At 54.5% G+C, this 17,399-nt stretch carries 14 protein-coding genes; 3 read left to right on the forward strand and 11 right to left on the reverse strand.

Going from position 1 to position 17,399, the window contains the following annotated elements:
- The first annotated feature begins 24 nt into the window (after positions 1–24).
- Together ompF and QMZ65_RS18270 are read left to right on the forward strand one after the other, a co-directional pair.
- Positions 25–1,152 carry a porin OmpF gene (gene ompF / locus QMZ65_RS18265; RefSeq protein WP_283216468.1) on the forward strand — a complete coding sequence of 376 codons (1,128 nt, stop codon included), beginning with the start codon at positions 25–27 and terminating at the stop codon, positions 1,150–1,152.
- Positions 1,153–1,351: 199 nt separating this feature from the next.
- Positions 1,352–2,542, forward strand: coding sequence for an amino acid aminotransferase (locus tag QMZ65_RS18270; RefSeq protein WP_034820516.1), 1,191 nt, complete (start codon positions 1,352–1,354; stop codon positions 2,540–2,542).
- Positions 2,543–2,587: 45 nt separating this feature from the next.
- Here the strand turns inward: QMZ65_RS18270 and QMZ65_RS18275 are convergent, their stop codons facing one another.
- The 7 genes from QMZ65_RS18275 to cmoM all read right to left on the reverse strand — a co-directional run bounded on the left by QMZ65_RS18275 (position 2,588) and on the right by cmoM (position 13,247).
- Positions 2,588–3,214 carry an MBL fold metallo-hydrolase gene (locus QMZ65_RS18275; RefSeq protein WP_283216469.1) on the reverse strand — a complete coding sequence of 209 codons (627 nt, stop codon included), beginning with the start codon at positions 3,212–3,214 and terminating at the stop codon, positions 2,588–2,590.
- A 36-nt stretch (positions 3,215–3,250) separates the two neighbouring features.
- Positions 3,251–3,802, reverse strand: a complete 552-nt coding sequence (gene mepK / locus QMZ65_RS18280) for a peptidoglycan L,D-endopeptidase MepK (RefSeq protein ID WP_034820522.1) — start codon at positions 3,800–3,802, stop codon at positions 3,251–3,253.
- A 188-nt stretch (positions 3,803–3,990) separates the two neighbouring features.
- Positions 3,991–5,781 carry a L,D-transpeptidase gene (ldtD, locus tag QMZ65_RS18285; RefSeq protein ID WP_502921535.1) on the reverse strand — a complete coding sequence of 597 codons (1,791 nt, stop codon included), beginning with the start codon at positions 5,779–5,781 and terminating at the stop codon, positions 3,991–3,993.
- Between the two features lie 180 nt (positions 5,782–5,961).
- A complete protein-coding gene (gene mukB / locus QMZ65_RS18290; RefSeq protein ID WP_283216471.1) occupies positions 5,962–10,428 on the reverse strand; it encodes a chromosome partition protein MukB in 4,467 nt (1,488 codons plus the stop codon).
- Complete coding sequence (gene mukE / locus QMZ65_RS18295) at positions 10,425–11,159, reverse strand: chromosome partition protein MukE (protein WP_097119316.1); 735 nt, start codon at positions 11,157–11,159, stop codon at positions 10,425–10,427. The genes mukB and mukE overlap by 4 nt, the downstream gene beginning before the upstream one ends.
- Complete coding sequence (mukF, locus tag QMZ65_RS18300; protein ID WP_034820534.1) at positions 11,140–12,462, reverse strand: chromosome partition protein MukF; 1,323 nt, start codon at positions 12,460–12,462, stop codon at positions 11,140–11,142. Before mukF ends, mukE begins: the two co-directional genes overlap by 20 nt.
- Positions 12,463–12,473: 11 nt before the next feature.
- Positions 12,474–13,247, reverse strand: a complete 774-nt coding sequence (cmoM, locus tag QMZ65_RS18305; RefSeq protein WP_211728168.1) for a tRNA uridine 5-oxyacetic acid(34) methyltransferase CmoM — start codon at positions 13,245–13,247, stop codon at positions 12,474–12,476.
- Between the two features lie 124 nt (positions 13,248–13,371).
- On the opposite strand from cmoM, the gene elyC reads away from it, so the two are divergent.
- Entirely contained in the window at positions 13,372–14,157 is a 786-nt protein-coding gene (gene elyC, locus QMZ65_RS18310; RefSeq protein WP_097119319.1) for an envelope biogenesis factor ElyC, read from the forward strand.
- Here elyC and QMZ65_RS18315 read toward each other — a convergent pair.
- The 4 genes from QMZ65_RS18315 to QMZ65_RS18330 form a co-directional block, all read right to left on the reverse strand.
- Positions 14,137–15,030: a YcbJ family phosphotransferase gene (locus QMZ65_RS18315; RefSeq protein WP_160832433.1), complete on the reverse strand. Its 894-nt coding sequence runs from the start codon at positions 15,028–15,030 to the stop codon at positions 14,137–14,139. The two genes, elyC and QMZ65_RS18315, sit on opposite strands and share 21 nt — an antisense overlap.
- A 110-nt stretch (positions 15,031–15,140) precedes the next feature.
- Positions 15,141–15,890, reverse strand: a complete 750-nt coding sequence (gene kdsB, locus QMZ65_RS18320; RefSeq protein WP_283216472.1) for a 3-deoxy-manno-octulosonate cytidylyltransferase — start codon at positions 15,888–15,890, stop codon at positions 15,141–15,143.
- Positions 15,887–16,069: a Trm112 family protein gene (locus QMZ65_RS18325; protein WP_007887424.1), complete on the reverse strand. Its 183-nt coding sequence runs from the start codon at positions 16,067–16,069 to the stop codon at positions 15,887–15,889. The genes kdsB and QMZ65_RS18325 overlap by 4 nt, the downstream gene beginning before the upstream one ends.
- Positions 16,070–16,163: 94 nt before the next feature.
- A complete protein-coding gene (locus QMZ65_RS18330; protein WP_283216473.1) occupies positions 16,164–17,381 on the reverse strand; it encodes a winged helix-turn-helix domain-containing protein in 1,218 nt (405 codons plus the stop codon).
- Positions 17,382–17,399: the final 18 nt, after the last annotated feature.

Raw genomic sequence — 17,399 nt, forward strand, 5'->3', positions numbered from 1 at the left:
TAACTCCAATGAGGGTAATAAAAAATGATGAAGCGCAACATTCTTGCAGTGGTTATCCCTGCTCTGTTAGCTGCAGGCGCAGCAAACGCAGCAGAAATCTATAACAAAGACGGCAACAAACTGGATCTGTACGGTAAAGCTGTTGGTCTGCACTACTTCTCTGACAACGCTGGCGATGACGGCGATCAGACTTATGTTCGCTTTGGCTTCAAGGGTGAAACCCAGATTAACGACCAGCTGACCGGTTACGGCCAGTGGGAATACAACGTTCAGGCGAACAACTCTGAAGGTTCTGACGCGCAAGACGGTAACAAAACCCGTCTGGGCTTCGCGGGTCTGAAATTCGGTGATGCAGGTTCAATCGACTACGGTCGTAACTACGGCGTTGTATACGACGCAATCGGCTGGACTGACGTTCTGCCAGAATTCGGTGGTGACTCTGGTTACTCAGATAACTTCATGAACGGTCGTAGCACCGGTTTACTGACTTACCGTAACACCAACTTCTTCGGTCTGGTTGACGGTTGGAACTTCGCAGTACAGTACCAGGGCAAAAATGACCGTGACGATACCCGTCGTGCTAACGGTGACGGCTATGGTCTGTCAACTTCTTACACTTCGCCAATCGGTTTAGGTTTTGCTGGAGCTTATAGCAGCAGCGATCGTACTAATGCTCAGGCTGCAGGTACTGTTTACAGCGAAGGCGAAGCAATTGGAACTGGTGTAGGCGCTGGTAAACGTGCTGAAAACTGGGCAACTGCTATCAAGTATGATGCAAACAACATCTACCTTGCTGCTATGTACGGTGAAACCCGTAACTCAACGCCTATCTCTGGCACAGTAAACATCGCAGGTACCAACACATCTGTTGCTGGCTTTGCTAACAAAGCTCAGAACTTTGAAGTTGTTGCCCAGTACCAGTTCGACTTCGGTCTGCGTCCATCCATCGCTTATGTCCAGTCTAAAGGCAAAGACATCGAAGGTATCGGCGATGCTGACTTGGTTAAATACATCGATGTGGGCGCAACCTACTACTTCAACAAAAACATGGCTACCTACGTTGATTACAAAATCAACCAGTTGGATGACAACAACCCTCTGGGTCTGGCTACCGACGACGTAGTTGCTGTAGGCCTGGTATACCAGTTCTAATCTCTCGATTAGATATGTGTATCGCCTAAAAACGGAGCCTTCGGGCTCCGTTTTGCTTTTCAGTGATCAGCTTCTCAATTAGCGCCACTACTTTATACACGCGGCTTATTTCTTTTTTATGTCAGCGGTTGGCAAGCGTATCATCTGACGCTAACCTGATAGCTCATTTCGCTAAAGTTCACCCAAACGGAACTGACTCATGTTTGAATCGATCTCTGCCGCACCCGCCGATCCTATTCTGGGACTGGCTGACCTGTTTCGCGCCGACGACCGCCCGAATAAAATCAACCTTGGCATTGGTGTCTATAAAGATGAAACCGGTAAAACACCGGTACTCACCAGTGTTAAAAAAGCTGAGCAGTATCTGCTGGAAAATGAAACCACCAAAAATTATCTGAGCATTGATGGTCTGGCCGACTTTGCTCGCTGCACTCAGGAATTGCTGTTCGGCAAAGAGAGCGCGCTGATTTCAGCGGGCCGCGCGTGCACAGCACAAACTCCAGGCGGCACCGGTGCATTGCGCGTCGCTGCGGATTTCCTCGCGACGCAGACCAATGTGAAGCGTGTGTGGGTAAGCAACCCTAGCTGGCCGAACCACAAAAACGTATTCAACGCGGCGGGTCTGGAAGTTTGTGATTACCAGTATTACGACGCGGCCAACCATAGCCTCGATTTCGCAGGCATGGTCGCTTCGTTGCAGGAAGCCAAAGCCGGCGACGTGGTTCTTTTCCACGGCTGCTGCCACAACCCGACTGGCGTCGATCCTTCCGCGGACCAATGGCAACAGCTGGCGAAGCTGTCCCAGGAAAAAGGTTGGCTGCCGCTGTTCGACTTCGCTTACCAGGGCTTTGCACGTGGCCTGGATGAAGATGCCGAGGGCCTGCGTATTTTCGCCGCGTCTCATCAGGAGCTGATTGTTGCCAGCTCTTACTCTAAGAACTTTGGCCTGTACAACGAGCGTGTCGGTGCACTGACGCTGGTTGCCGCCAACAGCGATGTCGCGAAAACCGCCTTTAGCCAGGTGAAATACAGCATCCGTGCTAACTACTCTAACCCACCGTCACACGGTGCCGCTGTGGTCGCCACCATCCTCGGTAACGACGCGTTGCGTACCATCTGGGTGCAGGAGCTGACAGACATGCGTCAGCGCATCCAGCGCATGCGTCAGCTGTTCGTGAATACCCTGGCAGAGAAAGGCGCGAAACAGGACTTCAGCTTTATCATTAAGCAGAATGGCATGTTTTCGTTTAGCGGCCTGACCAAAGATCAGGTTGTGCGCCTGCGTGACGAGTTCGGCGTGTATGCCGTTAACTCTGGTCGCGTGAACGTGGCCGGGATGACGCCAGACAATATGTCTGCGCTCTGTGAAGCGATTGTCGCTGTACTCTAAACAAGTCAGCAGAACGAGAAATGGGCCTTAATGGCCCATTTCTTATTACAGGAACGGATTACTGATACGCTCCCGACCCAAGGTGGAAATCGGACCGTGGCCCGGCACAAAGGTCACATCATCACCCAGCGGTAACAGCTTAGTGTTAATCGCATTGATTAAATCGCTGTGGCTGCCCTGCGGGAAATCGGTACGTCCGACACCGCCATTGAAAATCACATCACCCGATATCAATAAGCGCCCAGCCCGGTCAAAGAAAACAATGTGTCCCGGCGTATGACCCGGGCACAGCAGCACTTCCAGCGTGACATTGCCAACCTGAACCGTTTCGCCCTCTTCCAGCCAGCGATCCGGCGCCAGTGGCGCACATTCCGGCAGGCCAAACATACGGCTTTGCGTCGGCAAATTATCCAGCCAGAACGCATCCAGCTTGTGAGGGCCAACAATAGGAATTTGATAGTGTGCGGCGAGTTCAGCGGCGGCCCCCACATGATCAAGATGACCATGCGTCAGCAGAATTTGCGCGGGGGTTAATCCCCGCTCAGCTAATACGGCAATAATCGTCTCGGCATCGCCGCCGGGATCCACCAGCGCCGCCTGCTGAGTTTCGTCATCCCAGATGACCGAGCAGTTTTGAGAAAAGGCCGTAACCGGAATAATGTGGTAATTCATAGCGCTCCATGACCGACACACGCAGCGCTGCCGGTATCAGGACCAGTGCCTTGCAGGCCCGGTATCTATGTGTACGAAGTTGCTGCGCGGGTAATATCCTACACCACCGGCGCGCATAGATAACGCCGCTTTGCGAACATTGCTCAATGAAATTCCCTCGATATGGAAATCCATCGCCTGCCCTTTGGTGTGATAACTGTGTTTGGCCACGCCAGGACCCGATTCACGCAGCATATTGTTAGTGGCCAGCGTACGGTAGCCTGAGATAAGCTGCACCGGTTTGCGGGTGTTGAGCACCATCTGTAAGCGATAGAGCTGATCAAACAGATGCGGATCGATGTGTTTCACTTGATTGGCGCGGTAATCACGGAAGAAGTGATTTAAGCGGGCTAACTCATCCTTGTCATAACTCTTGCCGTTAAAAAACTCCGTTTTAAGGGTTTCACCGGTGTGAAGGTTATTAAGCGTCAATACTCGGGGGCGCGAGGTGGAAAGCGAAGCCAGCGCTGAACCAGGAAGCAGAGACAAACCTGCCGCTGCGCCTCCAATCAGGAGCAATCGACGACGTTGAGAATCAAAATTAGCCATGTAGCGGGGTTACCTAATCTAAAGCGATAAAAAAATGTGTAAAAAGTACACAAGGCCGAACAGTAACCGCAGCCTGGAGGTCAGTCAACCCGCAATGTGTCACAGAATGACCAAAACCCGCGCAAAACCGAAATTTTGCGACGGGCCCTGATCTTTTCGAAGAGAGGTGAAATCCGGCAAATCAATGACTAGAGGAGAAGTTTTCCTGCTTTTGACAGAACCTGGCTACCGGAGCGCGCAGGGTTATCATAATTGTAAATATCTGTACGATATTGCGGCTGTCCATCCGCCGCGACCCATGCGGTTAAATAATAGAGATTAACCGGGATGCGGTGGCGAATCGGCACGTAGCGCGTGTCGCCCTGTTTCAGCGTGTCGGTGATGCGGCTGTCATTCCAACCCACATCCTGCAGCAGCAGGTCGGCCAGTTCAGAGGCCTTATTCACGCGCACACAACCAGAGCTCAGTGCGCGAATATCGCGCTGGAACAAGCCATGGTTAGGCGTGTCGTGCAAATAGATGGCATCGGAACTCGGCATATTAAACTTATATCGACCCAGCGAGTTCATCGCGCCCGGCGCCTGACGAATGCGATACGGGAAACTGGCTGCAGAAACCATATGCCAGTCAATCATCGACGGATCGATCACTTCGGCATCCGCACTCCAGCCCGACAGTAAGGTATAGCCGTGCTTGTAGAGGTATCCGGGATCCTGTTTGACCTTCGGCACGATATCCTGACGCACCAATGTGGTAGGTACATTCCACGGTGGATTGAGCACCACATTGTTCAACGCACTGCGCATCAGTGGCGTTTTACGATCGGGACGACCGACAATCACCCGCGATGACAAAATCGTGGCTCCGTTGTTGTAATAGGTGAGTGAATAGTTGGGAATGTTCACCATAATGCCGTTATGCATATCATCCGGCAGCAGACGCAGGCGCTGGATATTCAGTGCCAGTAACGATGCGCGCATCTGCGGAGACACATTCAACCACTCACGCGTGCGAGGGCCTATCGCCCCATCATCTGCCAGACCTTGCCAGTGCTGGAAGCGTTTTACCCCTTCCACCAGCGCGGCGTCATACACATTATCACCAGCAGGCGTGGTATTCGCCACCACGTTGCCGGTTGCCGCAGGTGCCTGTGCAGACAAATCATTGACGCTGGCCGCCGATGGACTCACCGCGACCGGCTGATTGCTCTGGCTGACCGGCACAGGTGCTGTCGGCACGGCATCATCAGTTGGCGTCGGTGTGCTGCTGTGCGTTGCGGCAGTCAGCATGCCGGTCCGCTGCAAAATCTCTCTGAGAGCAGGCACATCGTTGCTAATTTGGCCGGGGCGGAGCGTCCCGCTGTCGCGCAGTTGTGGCCATGGACGGTTATCGGTCAGCAGCGCTTTGAGCGCACTGTGCATCGGCGCATATTGAGGATGTTGCGGTGCCAGCGAGATGATAAACGCGCGACTGCCACCACCGTTTACCGCATTTTGCCACTGGTTAATGGCAGCTACGCCCGGCATCGTCAATTTGTAGGGAACATTACTGTACAGCCAGGTTTCACCCTGCGTCGGCACATTAGCGACAAACTGCAAATAGCCTAACATGGCATCGCTCAGCACGATGTCGCGCGCCATGCCGGTAATCGTGGGATTAGTCAGTAATTCAACCCAACGAGTAAACTGTGGCTGGACGCCGGAAAGCGCCACCTCCGCCAACTGTTGCTGGAAAGCCTGCACCGCTTGCTGATCCTGCCAGAGTGGCGCCATATTACGCGCGGCGTAGATACCGGCTAAACCCGGCAGATAGAAAGGCTGCTGACTGGGGCTAAAAGCCTGCTGAATTTGATGCTGACTCGCCGCCACTGACATGGCGCTATGTGAAGTTCCGGGTAAAGCGGCAATGATCGCGGCATGGCTGGTGGCCAGCGGCGACAATACCAGTGAAACACTGAGTGCGAGTACCGCACGATTCATTCTGCTTCTTCTATTCAGCCACATCCCTGCCCCCTTCTCACCTAAGACACAGCGCCCTGTTTTCGCTATGTACAGCCTTACTCTTATTGTTGAGTATACAAATAAAAAACGGCATCTGCCTCAGTGTGCAGATGCCGCTTACAGATTAAACGGTGCGCTGTTTTTTAACCAGATTCAGCGTCAGGTATTTTCTGTTTCTAAATCGATATCACTGGTGTCGCGTTTTGCTGGCACAGGATCTGCCGAGAATCCACGCAGCCCCACCACATGCACGTGTTCAGTGTTGTTAAACACTTTACGCACCAGCTTGTAGGTGGTGCCTTTCTCCGGGCTGATGTTCTCTGGCGCAGCAATCACCAGCTGCATCTCCAGACGCTCACACAGTTCGAACAGGGTGGCGATGGAGCGGGCATCGAGACGCGCCGCTTCATCAAGGAACAGCAGTCGGCATGGCGAAATATCTTTACCGCGCAGACGACGTGATTCCTCTTCCCAGCTTTGCACCACCATCACCAGAATTGACATACCGGTACCGATCGCTTCACCGGTCGACAACGCTCCACTCTCTGCGCGCAGCCAGCCATCGGAGCCGCGGTTCACTTCCACTTCCATCTCAAGATAGTTGCGGTAGTCGAGCAGCTCTTCACCGATGGTTTGTGGTGTGCGCTGCCCCATATCAATTTGTGGATTCAGACGTTGATAGAGTTTCGCCAGCGCTTCGGAGAAGGTCAGACGATTGCTGGTAAACAGATCCTGATGCGCTTCATGTTCTTCAGACAAGGTATCGAGCAGCGTAGAGTGCGCTTCACGCACGTTAACATTCAGACGTACACTGCGCACCTGACCAAAGCTCACGGCCTGCAAGCCCTGGTTCAGCTGACGAATACGATTCTGCTCACGCTGAATGGTTTTACGAATGATATTCGCCGCGCTGCGTGAACTGATGGCCAGCGTCTGCTCGCGTGCCGTCAGCTCTTCCGTCAGACGATTCAGCTCAATCTCCATCTGCTCGATGGCTTCAACCGGATCGTCAGTACGAATGATGTCCTGACGAATACGTTCGCGCAGATGCTGATAAACTGCGATAAAGAACTGTACTTTGCGTTCTGGACGTTTTGGATCTTCCGACATGCGCAGCACATCACGCAGATGTTCGTTATCCGCCACCGCCAGACGCAGTGCACCCAATGCCTTATCCGACATTGAACGCAGTTCATCTCCGCCCAGATAGGCCATCTCACGACGATGCAGGCGACGCTCCATGCCGTTCTCTTTGACCAGACGCAGCACCGTACACCAGCCTGCTTTAGCGCTGACGACCTGCTCACGAATCTGGTGATAATCGCGCTCCAGCTTGCGCAGTTTCTTCTGCAGGCCGTCCATTTCGGCTTCGCAGAACGTGAGCTGTTTCTCCAGCTGATTACGACGAGCACGGTTATGGCTTAATGCGGTATAAAGTTCGTCGCGTCGGGCGCGGGCGCGCTCTTCGGCGCTGGCATCGGCATGCACGCCGATATCCTGCATCTCCTGCTGCAACTCTTTCAGCATGTCACGCTTGGCGTCATAGGAACTTTTCAGTGATGCCAGCACTTGTGAATATTGTGTCAGCTGAGCCTGATGTTCGCGCAGACGTTCACGCGCACGACTGCGCTCACCCTCCGCCTGATCCAGACGCTGGCGCAGTTTTTCATTGAGATCGCTGTTGCCGGTCAGCATGCCGGCAGAATCTTCATAGCTAAAGTGGGCGCGACGTTGCACCACCTCCGTCAGGGCAAAGGCCTGCTGACGCGCATCACGCTGCTGCTGCTGTGCTTGCTGGTAATCGCGCTCCAGCTGATCATGCTGCTGCGGATCGCTTTGCAACACCGACACCAGCGGCTCCAGCTTGCTGATTTTAGCGCCATGCTGATGCAGGAAGCGCGCCGCTTCCTGAGCTTCTTCGACGCGTTCACGGATCTCTTCGCAGCGATCGCCAAGTGAATCATCCAACAGCAGATTCACGCGTGGCAGCAGGCGGTTGAGCTGGCTGACGCCCTCTTTAGCCTGTTCAAACTGGGCACGCTGCTGCTGGTTATCATTCTCATGCTGTGCCAGACCCCGTTCCAGCTCGCCACGACGGATGTTTAGCTGGCGGATCAGCGCTTCAGGATCCTCATCAAAGGCCACCGCTAAATGGCTACCGATAAAGCGGCTGAAGGATTGATGCAAGCGCTGCGTTTTCTGCACGTCAAAGGACAAAGTGGCAAACCGTTCTGCCAGCTGGTCGCGTTCATTGTTCAGCAGTTCCAGCTGGTTTTCACGCGCAGCGCGGCCAAACAGCGGCACTTTAGGGAAGCGGGAGTAGCGCCATTGACGCTCAGCCACTTTCACTACCACGGCGTTTTCCAACTCATCAACACTGAAGACGCTGTCATCAAACGCCTGCGGATCCCCTTCAATCAGATAGAGGTCTTCCGGGCAATCCTCCAGGCCATCCAACAGTTCACGCACCAGAGATAAATCGGGTACCACAATCGCATGACGCGATGGGCCATACAGCGCCGAGAAGTACGGTGCGTCATCCAGTGTGACGTCATCGTAAATTTCCGACAGCAGTACGCCGCCAAATCGTTCCGCCAGTTGCGTCAGGCGAGCATCTTCCGCACCACCAGGTTGACTTAAACGCTCGATCTGCTGCTCGACTTCACGTTTACGTGCCGCCACATTGTCACGTTCAACGGTGGTTTCACGCTCACGTTCCAGCAACTGCTGCATGAACTCAGTGATCTGCTGGCTGTTAGTCAGCGCCTGACCTGTTTGCTCGCTAAGCTGCGTCAGGATTTCCTGCGCGGCCAGCCAATGTGGCGCACGCGCCGTCAGTGCAGTGATGCGTTCACGCAGCTGTTCCAGTTCCTGGCGCATCAGCATGCGGCGTTCACCGGCATCGGACACGCTTTCGTTCAGCTGTTCAATCTGTGCTTCCAGCTCGCGCTGCAGCCCTTCCAGCGCGTCGGCATCGTACTGTTGCCCCTGACGCTTGCAGAAATCGGCTAACAGGCGCTCGGCATCATGCTGCTCGCGCAGGCGCGTTTCCAGCTCATTGAGACGCAGGCGCAGCGAAGAGAGCTGATCGGCATGATGACGCTGGTTAGCCGCATCACGCAGTAAGTCGCGTCCCACTTGCCATGCATCCTGACGGCTCACTTCTCCGGCAATGCTGGTCACCAGCGCTAAGGCCTGCTCAAACTGGCTGTGCGCCGCTTCGGCCACGCTGAGTTTCTGTTCCAGACGCAAAAGCTGCTCAGTGGCTTCTTCTTCGCGTGCCTGGAAGGTTTCCTGCCACTCCGTTGCATTATCGATGGTCAGATCGGGCAACTGACACTGCGCGCGCGCTTTATCCAGCGCCTGCAACGCTTGCTGATACTGAATGGCCCGCGTTTGTTGCACATCGAGTGCCTGCTGGAAATCGGCTAACTGGCTTTTCAGCTCATCCACTTCAATTTCAGCCGCTTCGGCACGCGCTTCATTCTCTTCCTGCACTTCACGGGCTTCCGCCACCACTTCATTCTGTTCTTCGAGGCGGTAAGTCAGCTCTTCGAGATCGGCATCATAGCGCTCGATCTTCTCCTGCTGACGCATGGCTGTCTGGACCAGATTCAGGTGATCGCTGGCGCCTTGATAGTCAGTTTCCAGATCGCTTTCTGCACCGTTGTGCTCAGAAAGTTCACGCGCCATTTCGATGTGGCGATACTGCTCCGAAGCCAACTGGTTACGGCTGGTAAACAGCTCATTGCGCAGTTGCAGTGCCCCATCGAGATGAATGCGACGCTCGTTGGCGTGACGCATATAATCTGCCGACACATAGCTGGTGGCTTCAGAGATCAAATGCTTAAACAGGTCGCGATCGGACTGCGTAACGCGAATCGCTTCCAGCGTCATGCGGTTTTCACGCAGCGCGGCTTCCATATCCTGGAAGGCTTTGCGCACGCCACCATTTTCTGGCAACAGATAATCACGCAGTGAACGGGTGATAGCGCTGGAGATACCGCCGTACAGCGAGGCTTCAATCAGACGATAGAACTTACTGCGGTCGCTGGCGGTGCGCAGACGACGCGGCACCACGCCCAGCTCGAACAGGACGGCGTGGTAATCCGTAACCGAGTTGTACTGACGGAACTGCACGCCTTCCTGCGCTTCAACGCGTTCTTTCACTTCCGCCAGCGGTAATACGCGCGCCTGGCGGCTGTTAAGGATTTCGGTCAGCATATCGGTCGGCTGCGAATCGGTCGGCAGGCCATGAATACTGAAGGGTTTGATATCGACTTTTTTATCGCGTCCAGCAACCTGTTGCAGACGCACGCCGACCACCACGCGCTGATGGCGCGAATTGACCACATCCAGCACCGCATAGCAGACACCCGCGCGCAGTTTACCGTGCAGACCTTTATCGCGAGAGCCCGAGGTGGCCCCCGCTTCGGTGGTGTTACGGAAATGCAGCAAGGTGAGGTCGGGGATCAGCGCCGTGACAAAAGCCGCCATGGTGGTGGATTTACCCGCACCGTTACCGCCGGAGAGCGTGGTCACCAGCTCATCGAGATCAAAGGTACGGGCAAAGAAGCCGTTCCAGTTGATCAGCGTTAGCGAACGAAACTTACCGCGTTCAATCATTCCTGTTCATCCTCCGCGTTATCATTCGCATCGCTTTCAACGTCATTGTCGTTATCTGCATCATCACTCTCGTTGGCCGCGGCTTTGTTCTCCAGCATCATGGCTTCGCCGTCGCGGATCAGACGCAGCTGTGCTTCACGCGCATCGTCACCGCTGCGCACATCCGCACCGAAGCGGAACACCGACTCCATGATGCGGAACTTGCTGCTGTCGTTGCCCGTGTACCACACCATACCTAAGCGGCGCAGGCGGCTGATCGAAGCACGCATTTTTTCCTGCAGCTTGGCACGATCCAGGTCAGAACCGGTCGAACGCTGGTTTACCAGCTTGAGCAGTTTGCTCTCATCCGCCAGTGACAGCAGTTCGTCATACAGCTCCTGCTGGGTGAAAATCCCCTCATTGGCCAGACGCTCTGGGCTGAGGTAGAGGTAACACAGGATCTTACCGACCATCATATCCAGCTCGGACAGCACCGAGCGTGGAATCAGCGTCGTTGAACGTGGACGCAGATAGAAGAAACCTTCCGGCGCGCGCATCAACTCAACGTTGTAGCGCGCATAAAACTCTTCCAGGTACTCCTGGTAATCCATCAGAAAAGCGTGATTATCCAGTTCCTCAATACCAATGTGGCGTCCCGCGCGTAACTGGCTATCGAGCGCCGGGAAAATCGGGTTTGCCAGTGCCAACGCCAGTTTAACTGGCATCACTTGTTCAATATTTGTCGATGACATGTGCCTGCACCTTGGCTCCGTAATCATTAATAGTCTGCCATTCTGCCGGCAGACCGGCTAAATCAGCTTCGGCGACACCGAGGCGTACTGCCTGATCGATGACGATACGCGCCAAATCAAAGTGGCGCGCACGCGGGTATTGCGCCAGATAATCGCGCATCACCGTAGCGAGATGGAGCGGCTTTTGCTCCAGCTTATAAATCTGCAATGCTTCTTCGATCATCGCGGCAAGCTGCTCACGAATCTCGTTAAACTCTTCGTACTCCATCTCTGGCGGCAGTTCGCCCATCACCTCATCATTACGCAGCGTCATCTCTTCATCGCGCATATCGTAAAGACGGTCGGCATTCGCGTAGGTCAATGCCCAAGGCTGGTCGAAGTAGTTCTGCACCGACAGGCGTAAACGTTGCGCGAAGACGCGGTTCTTATCCATGTCGATAGCGGTACGGATAAATTTATGTACGTGGCGGTCGTAGCCAATCCACAAATCGATGGCCTGCTGACCCCAACTGATGATGCGGTCCAGCTTATTTTGCAGGTCAAACACCAGCTTATCGACAAAGCCCAAGTCGGGGCTGCTCAGCGTAGCATCCTGAATGCGCAACAGATTGGCCTGCAATTTGTCACCCGCCGCTTCCAGCGTATCCTGCAGTTCACGCAGTGTGCCGGAGGTTTCGGACAGCAGCAGTTCACAGCTTGAAATCGCGGCACGCCAGTCTTTGTTGAGCAGGTCCGCAATATCGGTTTTCACCGCTTGTTGCTGCTCATCCATCAGACGTTGCGTCATGTCGATGCTGTCAAAAATCTCGGCCACGGAATATTTCAGCGGGGCAAAGACATTGCGATGCCAGTGGAATTCATCACCGTCTTCTTCAGCGGCATCCGCAGCGCGCTTCAGTTCCTGCGCCACAATCGACAGCTGCATTGACAGGCGCAGCGTGGAAAATTCGCGCTGGCGAATGTAGTAATCGGTAATGCCGATGGCCAGCGGCGTCAGACGGTAAATCGCGTGGCCTTCAGTGAGCTCACTGGTAAAGCGATTGAGCAGACGCTGACGCACCATATCATTGATGGCGTTGTTGGCACGCACCTGCACAGTTTCATGGGTTTGCTCAAAGGCTTTACTGACGTGACGAAACGCATCGATCAGTTCACCTTCACTCATTTCACCGTCCATGCGCTCACCGTTTAAGGTGGCGATAGCCAGCAAAAAGGCCAGACGTTCTACCGGCAACGCAAGTGAAAAGTCATTCTTGCGCGCCCATGCCACCAATTCGGGGACCGTCTGGGAAAATTCGCTCATAGTTGATCCTTCTACCTGGGTTTGCGCGCGGTCACGTGGATATAGCGCCCTAAACTTAAAAAGGGCTCCTGACGACAGTAGCGCCGTTCCATCTCAATAATCTCTTCAACGCTTTTGACGACGCCGGGCGGTGGCGGTTTCATGTAATCACAAAACACGCGAATGCCTGCACGCTGTTCAATTTCAAAGCCCGCATCACTTAACCAGCGATTGACGTCCTGAGGATCGCGCGGGAAATCCGGTGACAGCGTACGCTTTTTGCGTTTGGTCATATTGGCACGCAGATAGCCGAAATTGCCGAGTTGCAGGGTGCGGAACGTCAGGGCATGCGCATTGTAAAACATCAACGACAGCACGCCACCGGGCTTCAGCGTGTGCCACAAGGCACGCAGCACCACTTCCGGTTCTGCCACCCACTCCAGCACAGCGTGAAACAATACCAGATCAACCGGCTGATCCAAATGTTCGCCCACCTGCTGCGCGCTAATTTGTTTGAATTGCATGTTGTGGCTCACACCCTCGGTGTGCGCATGCGCTTCAGCCAGCTTCAACATCTCCGCGGAGAGATCGCACAACAGCACCTGATGGCCACGTGCCGCTAATCCACAGGAGATTTGTCCTACGCCACCGCCGGCATCCAGCACTGACAGTGCGCCTTCAGGCAGTGTCGGTAACAGCGCATCCAGTTCGTCCCACAGGATCGCCTGCCGTACCTGCCCTTTGCGGGTGCCATAAATGTTCTGCGAAAATTTGTCCGCCAGATCGTCAAAGTTACGATCCTGCATGATGATGGCTCCACTGTGCTGCATTCAACTTGTGCTATTTTGTCACAGGCTCAACAAGAATGAACCTTTCACGCCACAGTAACTGTCTGGCTGCTGTTTTTTCGGACAAAAGGAGCAAATTTCGATGTTTTTTGCCTTAAAGAAATGGATTGGCGCGATGTTATTACCTTTACCACTGCTGTTGTTGCTCATGGCGGTAGGACTTTTACTTCTCTGGTTTAGCCGTTGGCAAAAAGGCGGCAAAATCCTGATCTCTCTGAGTTGGCTGCTGCTTTTATTGCTCAGCTTGCAACCCGTTGCCGATCGTCTGTTGCGTCCCATCGAACAGCATTATCCAACCTGGAACGGTAGCGAACCGGTGGATTATATCGTCGTGCTGGGCGGTGGCTACACCTTCAATCCGAATTGGGCACCAAGTTCTAATTTGCTCAACAACAGCCTGCCGCGCGTAACAGAAGGTGTGCGCCAATGGCGTCGGAATCCACAAGCAAAAATGATTTTCACTGGCGCTGCTGCTGGATACAACCCCCGCAGCAACGCCAGCGTGGCGGCAGAGGTAGCCGAAAGTCTGGGAGTGCCACGGTCGGCGATTATCACGCTGGACCAACCACATGATACGGGCGAAGAAGCGCTGGCCGTCAAACAAACTATCGGCAATCACCCTTTCCTGCTGGTCTCATCGGCGAACCACTTGCCACGTGCAATGCATTTTTTCCTGAGCGCAGGTCTGAACCCCATCGCCGCACCGGCCAATCAGCTCGCGATTACCTCGCCAATCAGCGCCTGGGACCGCATGTTGCCATCGCCAATGTGGCTGGGTCACAGTGAACGTGCGATTTATGAAACCCTGGGCCAGATTTGGCAACGGCTGCGTGGCGATGATTTGCTGTCATCCGAGCCAGGGAAGTAACTGCTCGCGGGCATGATCAAAGCGCGGACGGTCAAACTGTCCGCTGCTTACCAACGTATCGACACAATCCCATAGCTGATACAGCCAGCGCCGCCAGATAAAGCCTTCAGAAACCGGCGCGCGTTGCAGGTAATGCTGCAGCAGTGAGGCTTCAGCCCCGCTATCTGCCAGCCGGATTAATTCATACTCACGCGGAGCCCAGAGAATATTGCCTGGCTGCATCATCGCTACCAGTTGGTCACTGCGTGCATCTTTCAGCATGCTGGATAAACGCAGGTTGCCGTGCATCAGCACGCAGGGATCGTCGAAGTCTTTGAAGAGATGAGTTAACTGCTGTCGGCTGCGGTACAGGATCTGCCGATCTTCCAATGTGAAAAATGGCGGTGACAGATAGCCCAACGTGGCCCACAGCACCTCGATGCGCTGGCGATACCAGGCTGGCCAGTTGTTTTCCTGGACACTATCAACCCTTCCCACTAATCCGTGGCTGTCGATACGGTGCCAGCCGAGTACACCCTCGACAATTTGCTCACACAGTTGCTCCCAGCGCACGGCGGTGCGCGCTGGCGCTTCGGCGGAGACGCCATTGAATCGCGCCATCAGTAGCATTTCATGTACCGGCGGCTGCTGACTCAGCACCAGGCCAAAAACCGCAGGTACTGTGACCAGTCCCTCATGGCCCAACATGGTGAGTTTTTTGGCTTCCAGCGCCGCACGGCCTTGATGACGAAAATACTTCGCCACCAGCGGCATCGGTTTACCGTCGTTGTCATAGAGTGCGTACAGCCGCGACTGCGCCTGTTCGCTAATGGTTTCGAGGCGGCTGATACCTTCACCCAGTATCAACGCCAGTTCTGAACGGAGCTGTTCCATGCGTTATCCTCCGCAGTCAATTGACTTCACTATCCTGGAGGTCATGGTGGCGCGAAACTTAGCGCCAGATCAAACTTTATGGCCAGCGCGAGCGGCTGGCCGGTCGGGCTTTACCCCTGCATGGCCGCACGAACACGGACCAGATCCTCTGGTGTGTCCACGCCAACACTTGGCACGGTTTGCGCTACGGCAACGTGAATCTTCTCGCCGTACCACAGCACGCGCAACTGCTCCAGCAATTCAATGTGCTCTAGCGGGCAAGGTTCCCACGCAATGTAACGACGGATAAAGCCAGCGCGATAGGCGTAAATGCCAATGTGACGCAGCAAAGTGTCACCAATCTGTTCGCGCGATTTCGCATAGCGCTCGCGATCCCATGGAATGGTGGCGCGTGAGAAATAAAGCGCATAGCCTTTCGCGTCCATCACCACTTTAACCGCATTGGGGTTAAACGCTTCTTCAGTGTCGGTAATCGGCACGGCTAATGTCGCCATCCCTGCATCAGCCTGCGCCAGATTATCGGCGACCTGACGTACGATTTCTGCCGGAATCATCGGCTCGTCGCCCTGCACGTTGACGATAATGGTGTCATCGGCAAACTGATATTTCTCAATCACTTCTGCCAGGCGCTCGGTGCCCGACTGGTGATCCGCGCGCGTCATGCACACTTCGCCACCGGCAGCGGTTACCGCTGCAGCAACCTCGGGGTGATCGGTCGCCACAATTACGCGATCGGCGCCCGACTCGCGTGCGCGCTCCATCACGTGTATCACCATCGGTTTACCGTGAATATCCACCAGCGGTTTGCCGGGCAGGCGCGTTGATGCATAACGCGCCGGAATGATGGCGACGAAACTCATGGATGGATCTCTTCAACAGACAGCGTACGCGCTTCCACTTCGAGCAATACCGGAATGCCATCGCGCACCGGGTAAGCCAGGCCGTCTGGTTTACAAATCAGCTCCTGCTGCTCTTTGTTGAAATACAGTTTTCCGTTGCAAACCGGACAGGCAACAATCTCAAGTAAACGGTGATCCATAATTTTCTCCTTTCAGCACCGATTTGTCAGGCGCCTAGCATACCATAGCGCACCCGAAGCACAGTGCGCCGGGCGCGGCATTATTACGATGAACTCAATCGTTGATAACCCAACGATGCGTCCAGGCAGCAAGCAGTTCGGCTGGGACATTTTCAACGATGACCTCATCGGCACCTTGCCACTGTGCAAAGCGACTGATGGCTTTTTGCACATCATTCATAAAGGCCTGGGTAACACGCACGCCGGGCTCAAGCCAAAATGCACGAATAATCAGCTGCTGTGCCTGGCGGTCCATCTTTGCATCAATACGCGCTTTGAGTGCACCTCGGTGTAACACCGGCAGAACAAAGTAACCATAGACGCGCTTCTCAGCAGGGGTATAGCACTCAATGCGGTAATCGAAATTAAACAACTCCAGAGCGCGCCGGCGATCCCATACCACCGGATCGAACGGTGACAACAAGGCCGTGTGGGTGGCGCTGGGCATTTTATCCAGCAGAGGTAACAAGCTCTTATGCAGCCACATCTCACCGAGCTGTTCTACCTCAACGCACACGATTTCGCCTTGTGCTTCGGCATCCTTAATCCAGGATTGCAGGGGTGCACGCTTCAGCCGATAGTAATCGGCCAACCAACTGGCACGAAAAATACCGAGACTGCGGGCACTGTGTCGTAGCATCGCCAGTACCGCATCAGATTCACTCACTGCATGCTGTTCGTCATCCCAATCAGGCATCACGCGGGTGCGCAGATCGTACACCCGCTGGAAGTTACGTCGTTCGACCACCATTAACTCACCTGCGCTGAACAAGTTTTCCAGATGCCGCTTGTAGGGTTTCCAGGCCCACCAGCCGGGTTTAGTGTGCTTATCACTGGTAAAATCAGCCGCGCGTACCGGGCCATTTTCGGCGATGTGATTGAGTAAGGCAGCGATTTCCTGCTGATGTTCGTTTACCCACTGCTCGTTATATTTCCATCCCAGCCGCTGCGGCTCCAGCATGCGATGGCGTAGCAACGGGTAATCTTCGAAGGGGATGAAACAGGCTTCGTGCGCCCAATACTCAAAAAGCGCACCGGAGGCCAATGTTTCTTCCAGCCACTGTGTGGGATAAGCGCCAAGGCGGCTGAACAGCACCAGATAAGGGCTACGGGCGACGACATTGATGGTGTCGATTTGCAGTAATGACATCTGCCGCACGCAGGCATGGATATCGGACAGGCGGGCGCGGCGGCTCGGTGGGCGTAACAACCCCTGAGCAGCCAGGTGTAAATGACGAGCAGTTTGGAGTGAAAGGGAAGATGTTGTGGTCATGACTCGATTCCCTTTGAG

This window comes from Pantoea sp. EABMAA-21 (genome assembly GCF_030053335.1).
Lineage (GTDB): Bacteria > Pseudomonadota > Gammaproteobacteria > Enterobacterales > Enterobacteriaceae > Pantoea > Pantoea communis.

What these genes read in the sequence shown, in the direction of transcription:
- ompF (WP_283216468.1), top strand. Translation starts at nt 25, where the DNA reads ATGATGAAGCGCAACATTCTTGCAGTGGTTATCCCTGCTCTGTTAGCT.
- QMZ65_RS18270 (WP_034820516.1), top strand. Translation starts at nt 1,352, where the DNA reads ATGTTTGAATCGATCTCTGCCGCACCCGCCGATCCTATTCTGGGACTG.
- QMZ65_RS18275 (WP_283216469.1), bottom strand. Translation starts at nt 3,214, where the DNA reads ATGAATTACCACATTATTCCGGTTACGGCCTTTTCTCAAAACTGCTCG.
- mepK (WP_034820522.1), bottom strand. Translation starts at nt 3,802, where the DNA reads ATGGCTAATTTTGATTCTCAACGTCGTCGATTGCTCCTGATTGGAGGC.
- ldtD (WP_502921535.1), bottom strand. Translation starts at nt 5,781, where the DNA reads ATGAATCGTGCGGTACTCGCACTCAGTGTTTCACTGGTATTGTCGCCG.
- mukB (WP_283216471.1), bottom strand. Translation starts at nt 10,428, where the DNA reads ATGATTGAACGCGGTAAGTTTCGTTCGCTAACGCTGATCAACTGGAAC.
- mukE (WP_097119316.1), bottom strand. Translation starts at nt 11,159, where the DNA reads ATGTCATCGACAAATATTGAACAAGTGATGCCAGTTAAACTGGCGTTG.
- mukF (WP_034820534.1), bottom strand. Translation starts at nt 12,462, where the DNA reads ATGAGCGAATTTTCCCAGACGGTCCCCGAATTGGTGGCATGGGCGCGC.
- cmoM (WP_211728168.1), bottom strand. Translation starts at nt 13,247, where the DNA reads ATGCAGGATCGTAACTTTGACGATCTGGCGGACAAATTTTCGCAGAAC.
- elyC (WP_097119319.1), top strand. Translation starts at nt 13,372, where the DNA reads ATGTTTTTTGCCTTAAAGAAATGGATTGGCGCGATGTTATTACCTTTA.
- QMZ65_RS18315 (WP_160832433.1), bottom strand. Translation starts at nt 15,030, where the DNA reads ATGGAACAGCTCCGTTCAGAACTGGCGTTGATACTGGGTGAAGGTATC.
- kdsB (WP_283216472.1), bottom strand. Translation starts at nt 15,890, where the DNA reads ATGAGTTTCGTCGCCATCATTCCGGCGCGTTATGCATCAACGCGCCTG.
- QMZ65_RS18325 (WP_007887424.1), bottom strand. Translation starts at nt 16,069, where the DNA reads ATGGATCACCGTTTACTTGAGATTGTTGCCTGTCCGGTTTGCAACGGA.
- QMZ65_RS18330 (WP_283216473.1), bottom strand. Translation starts at nt 17,381, where the DNA reads ATGACCACAACATCTTCCCTTTCACTCCAAACTGCTCGTCATTTACAC.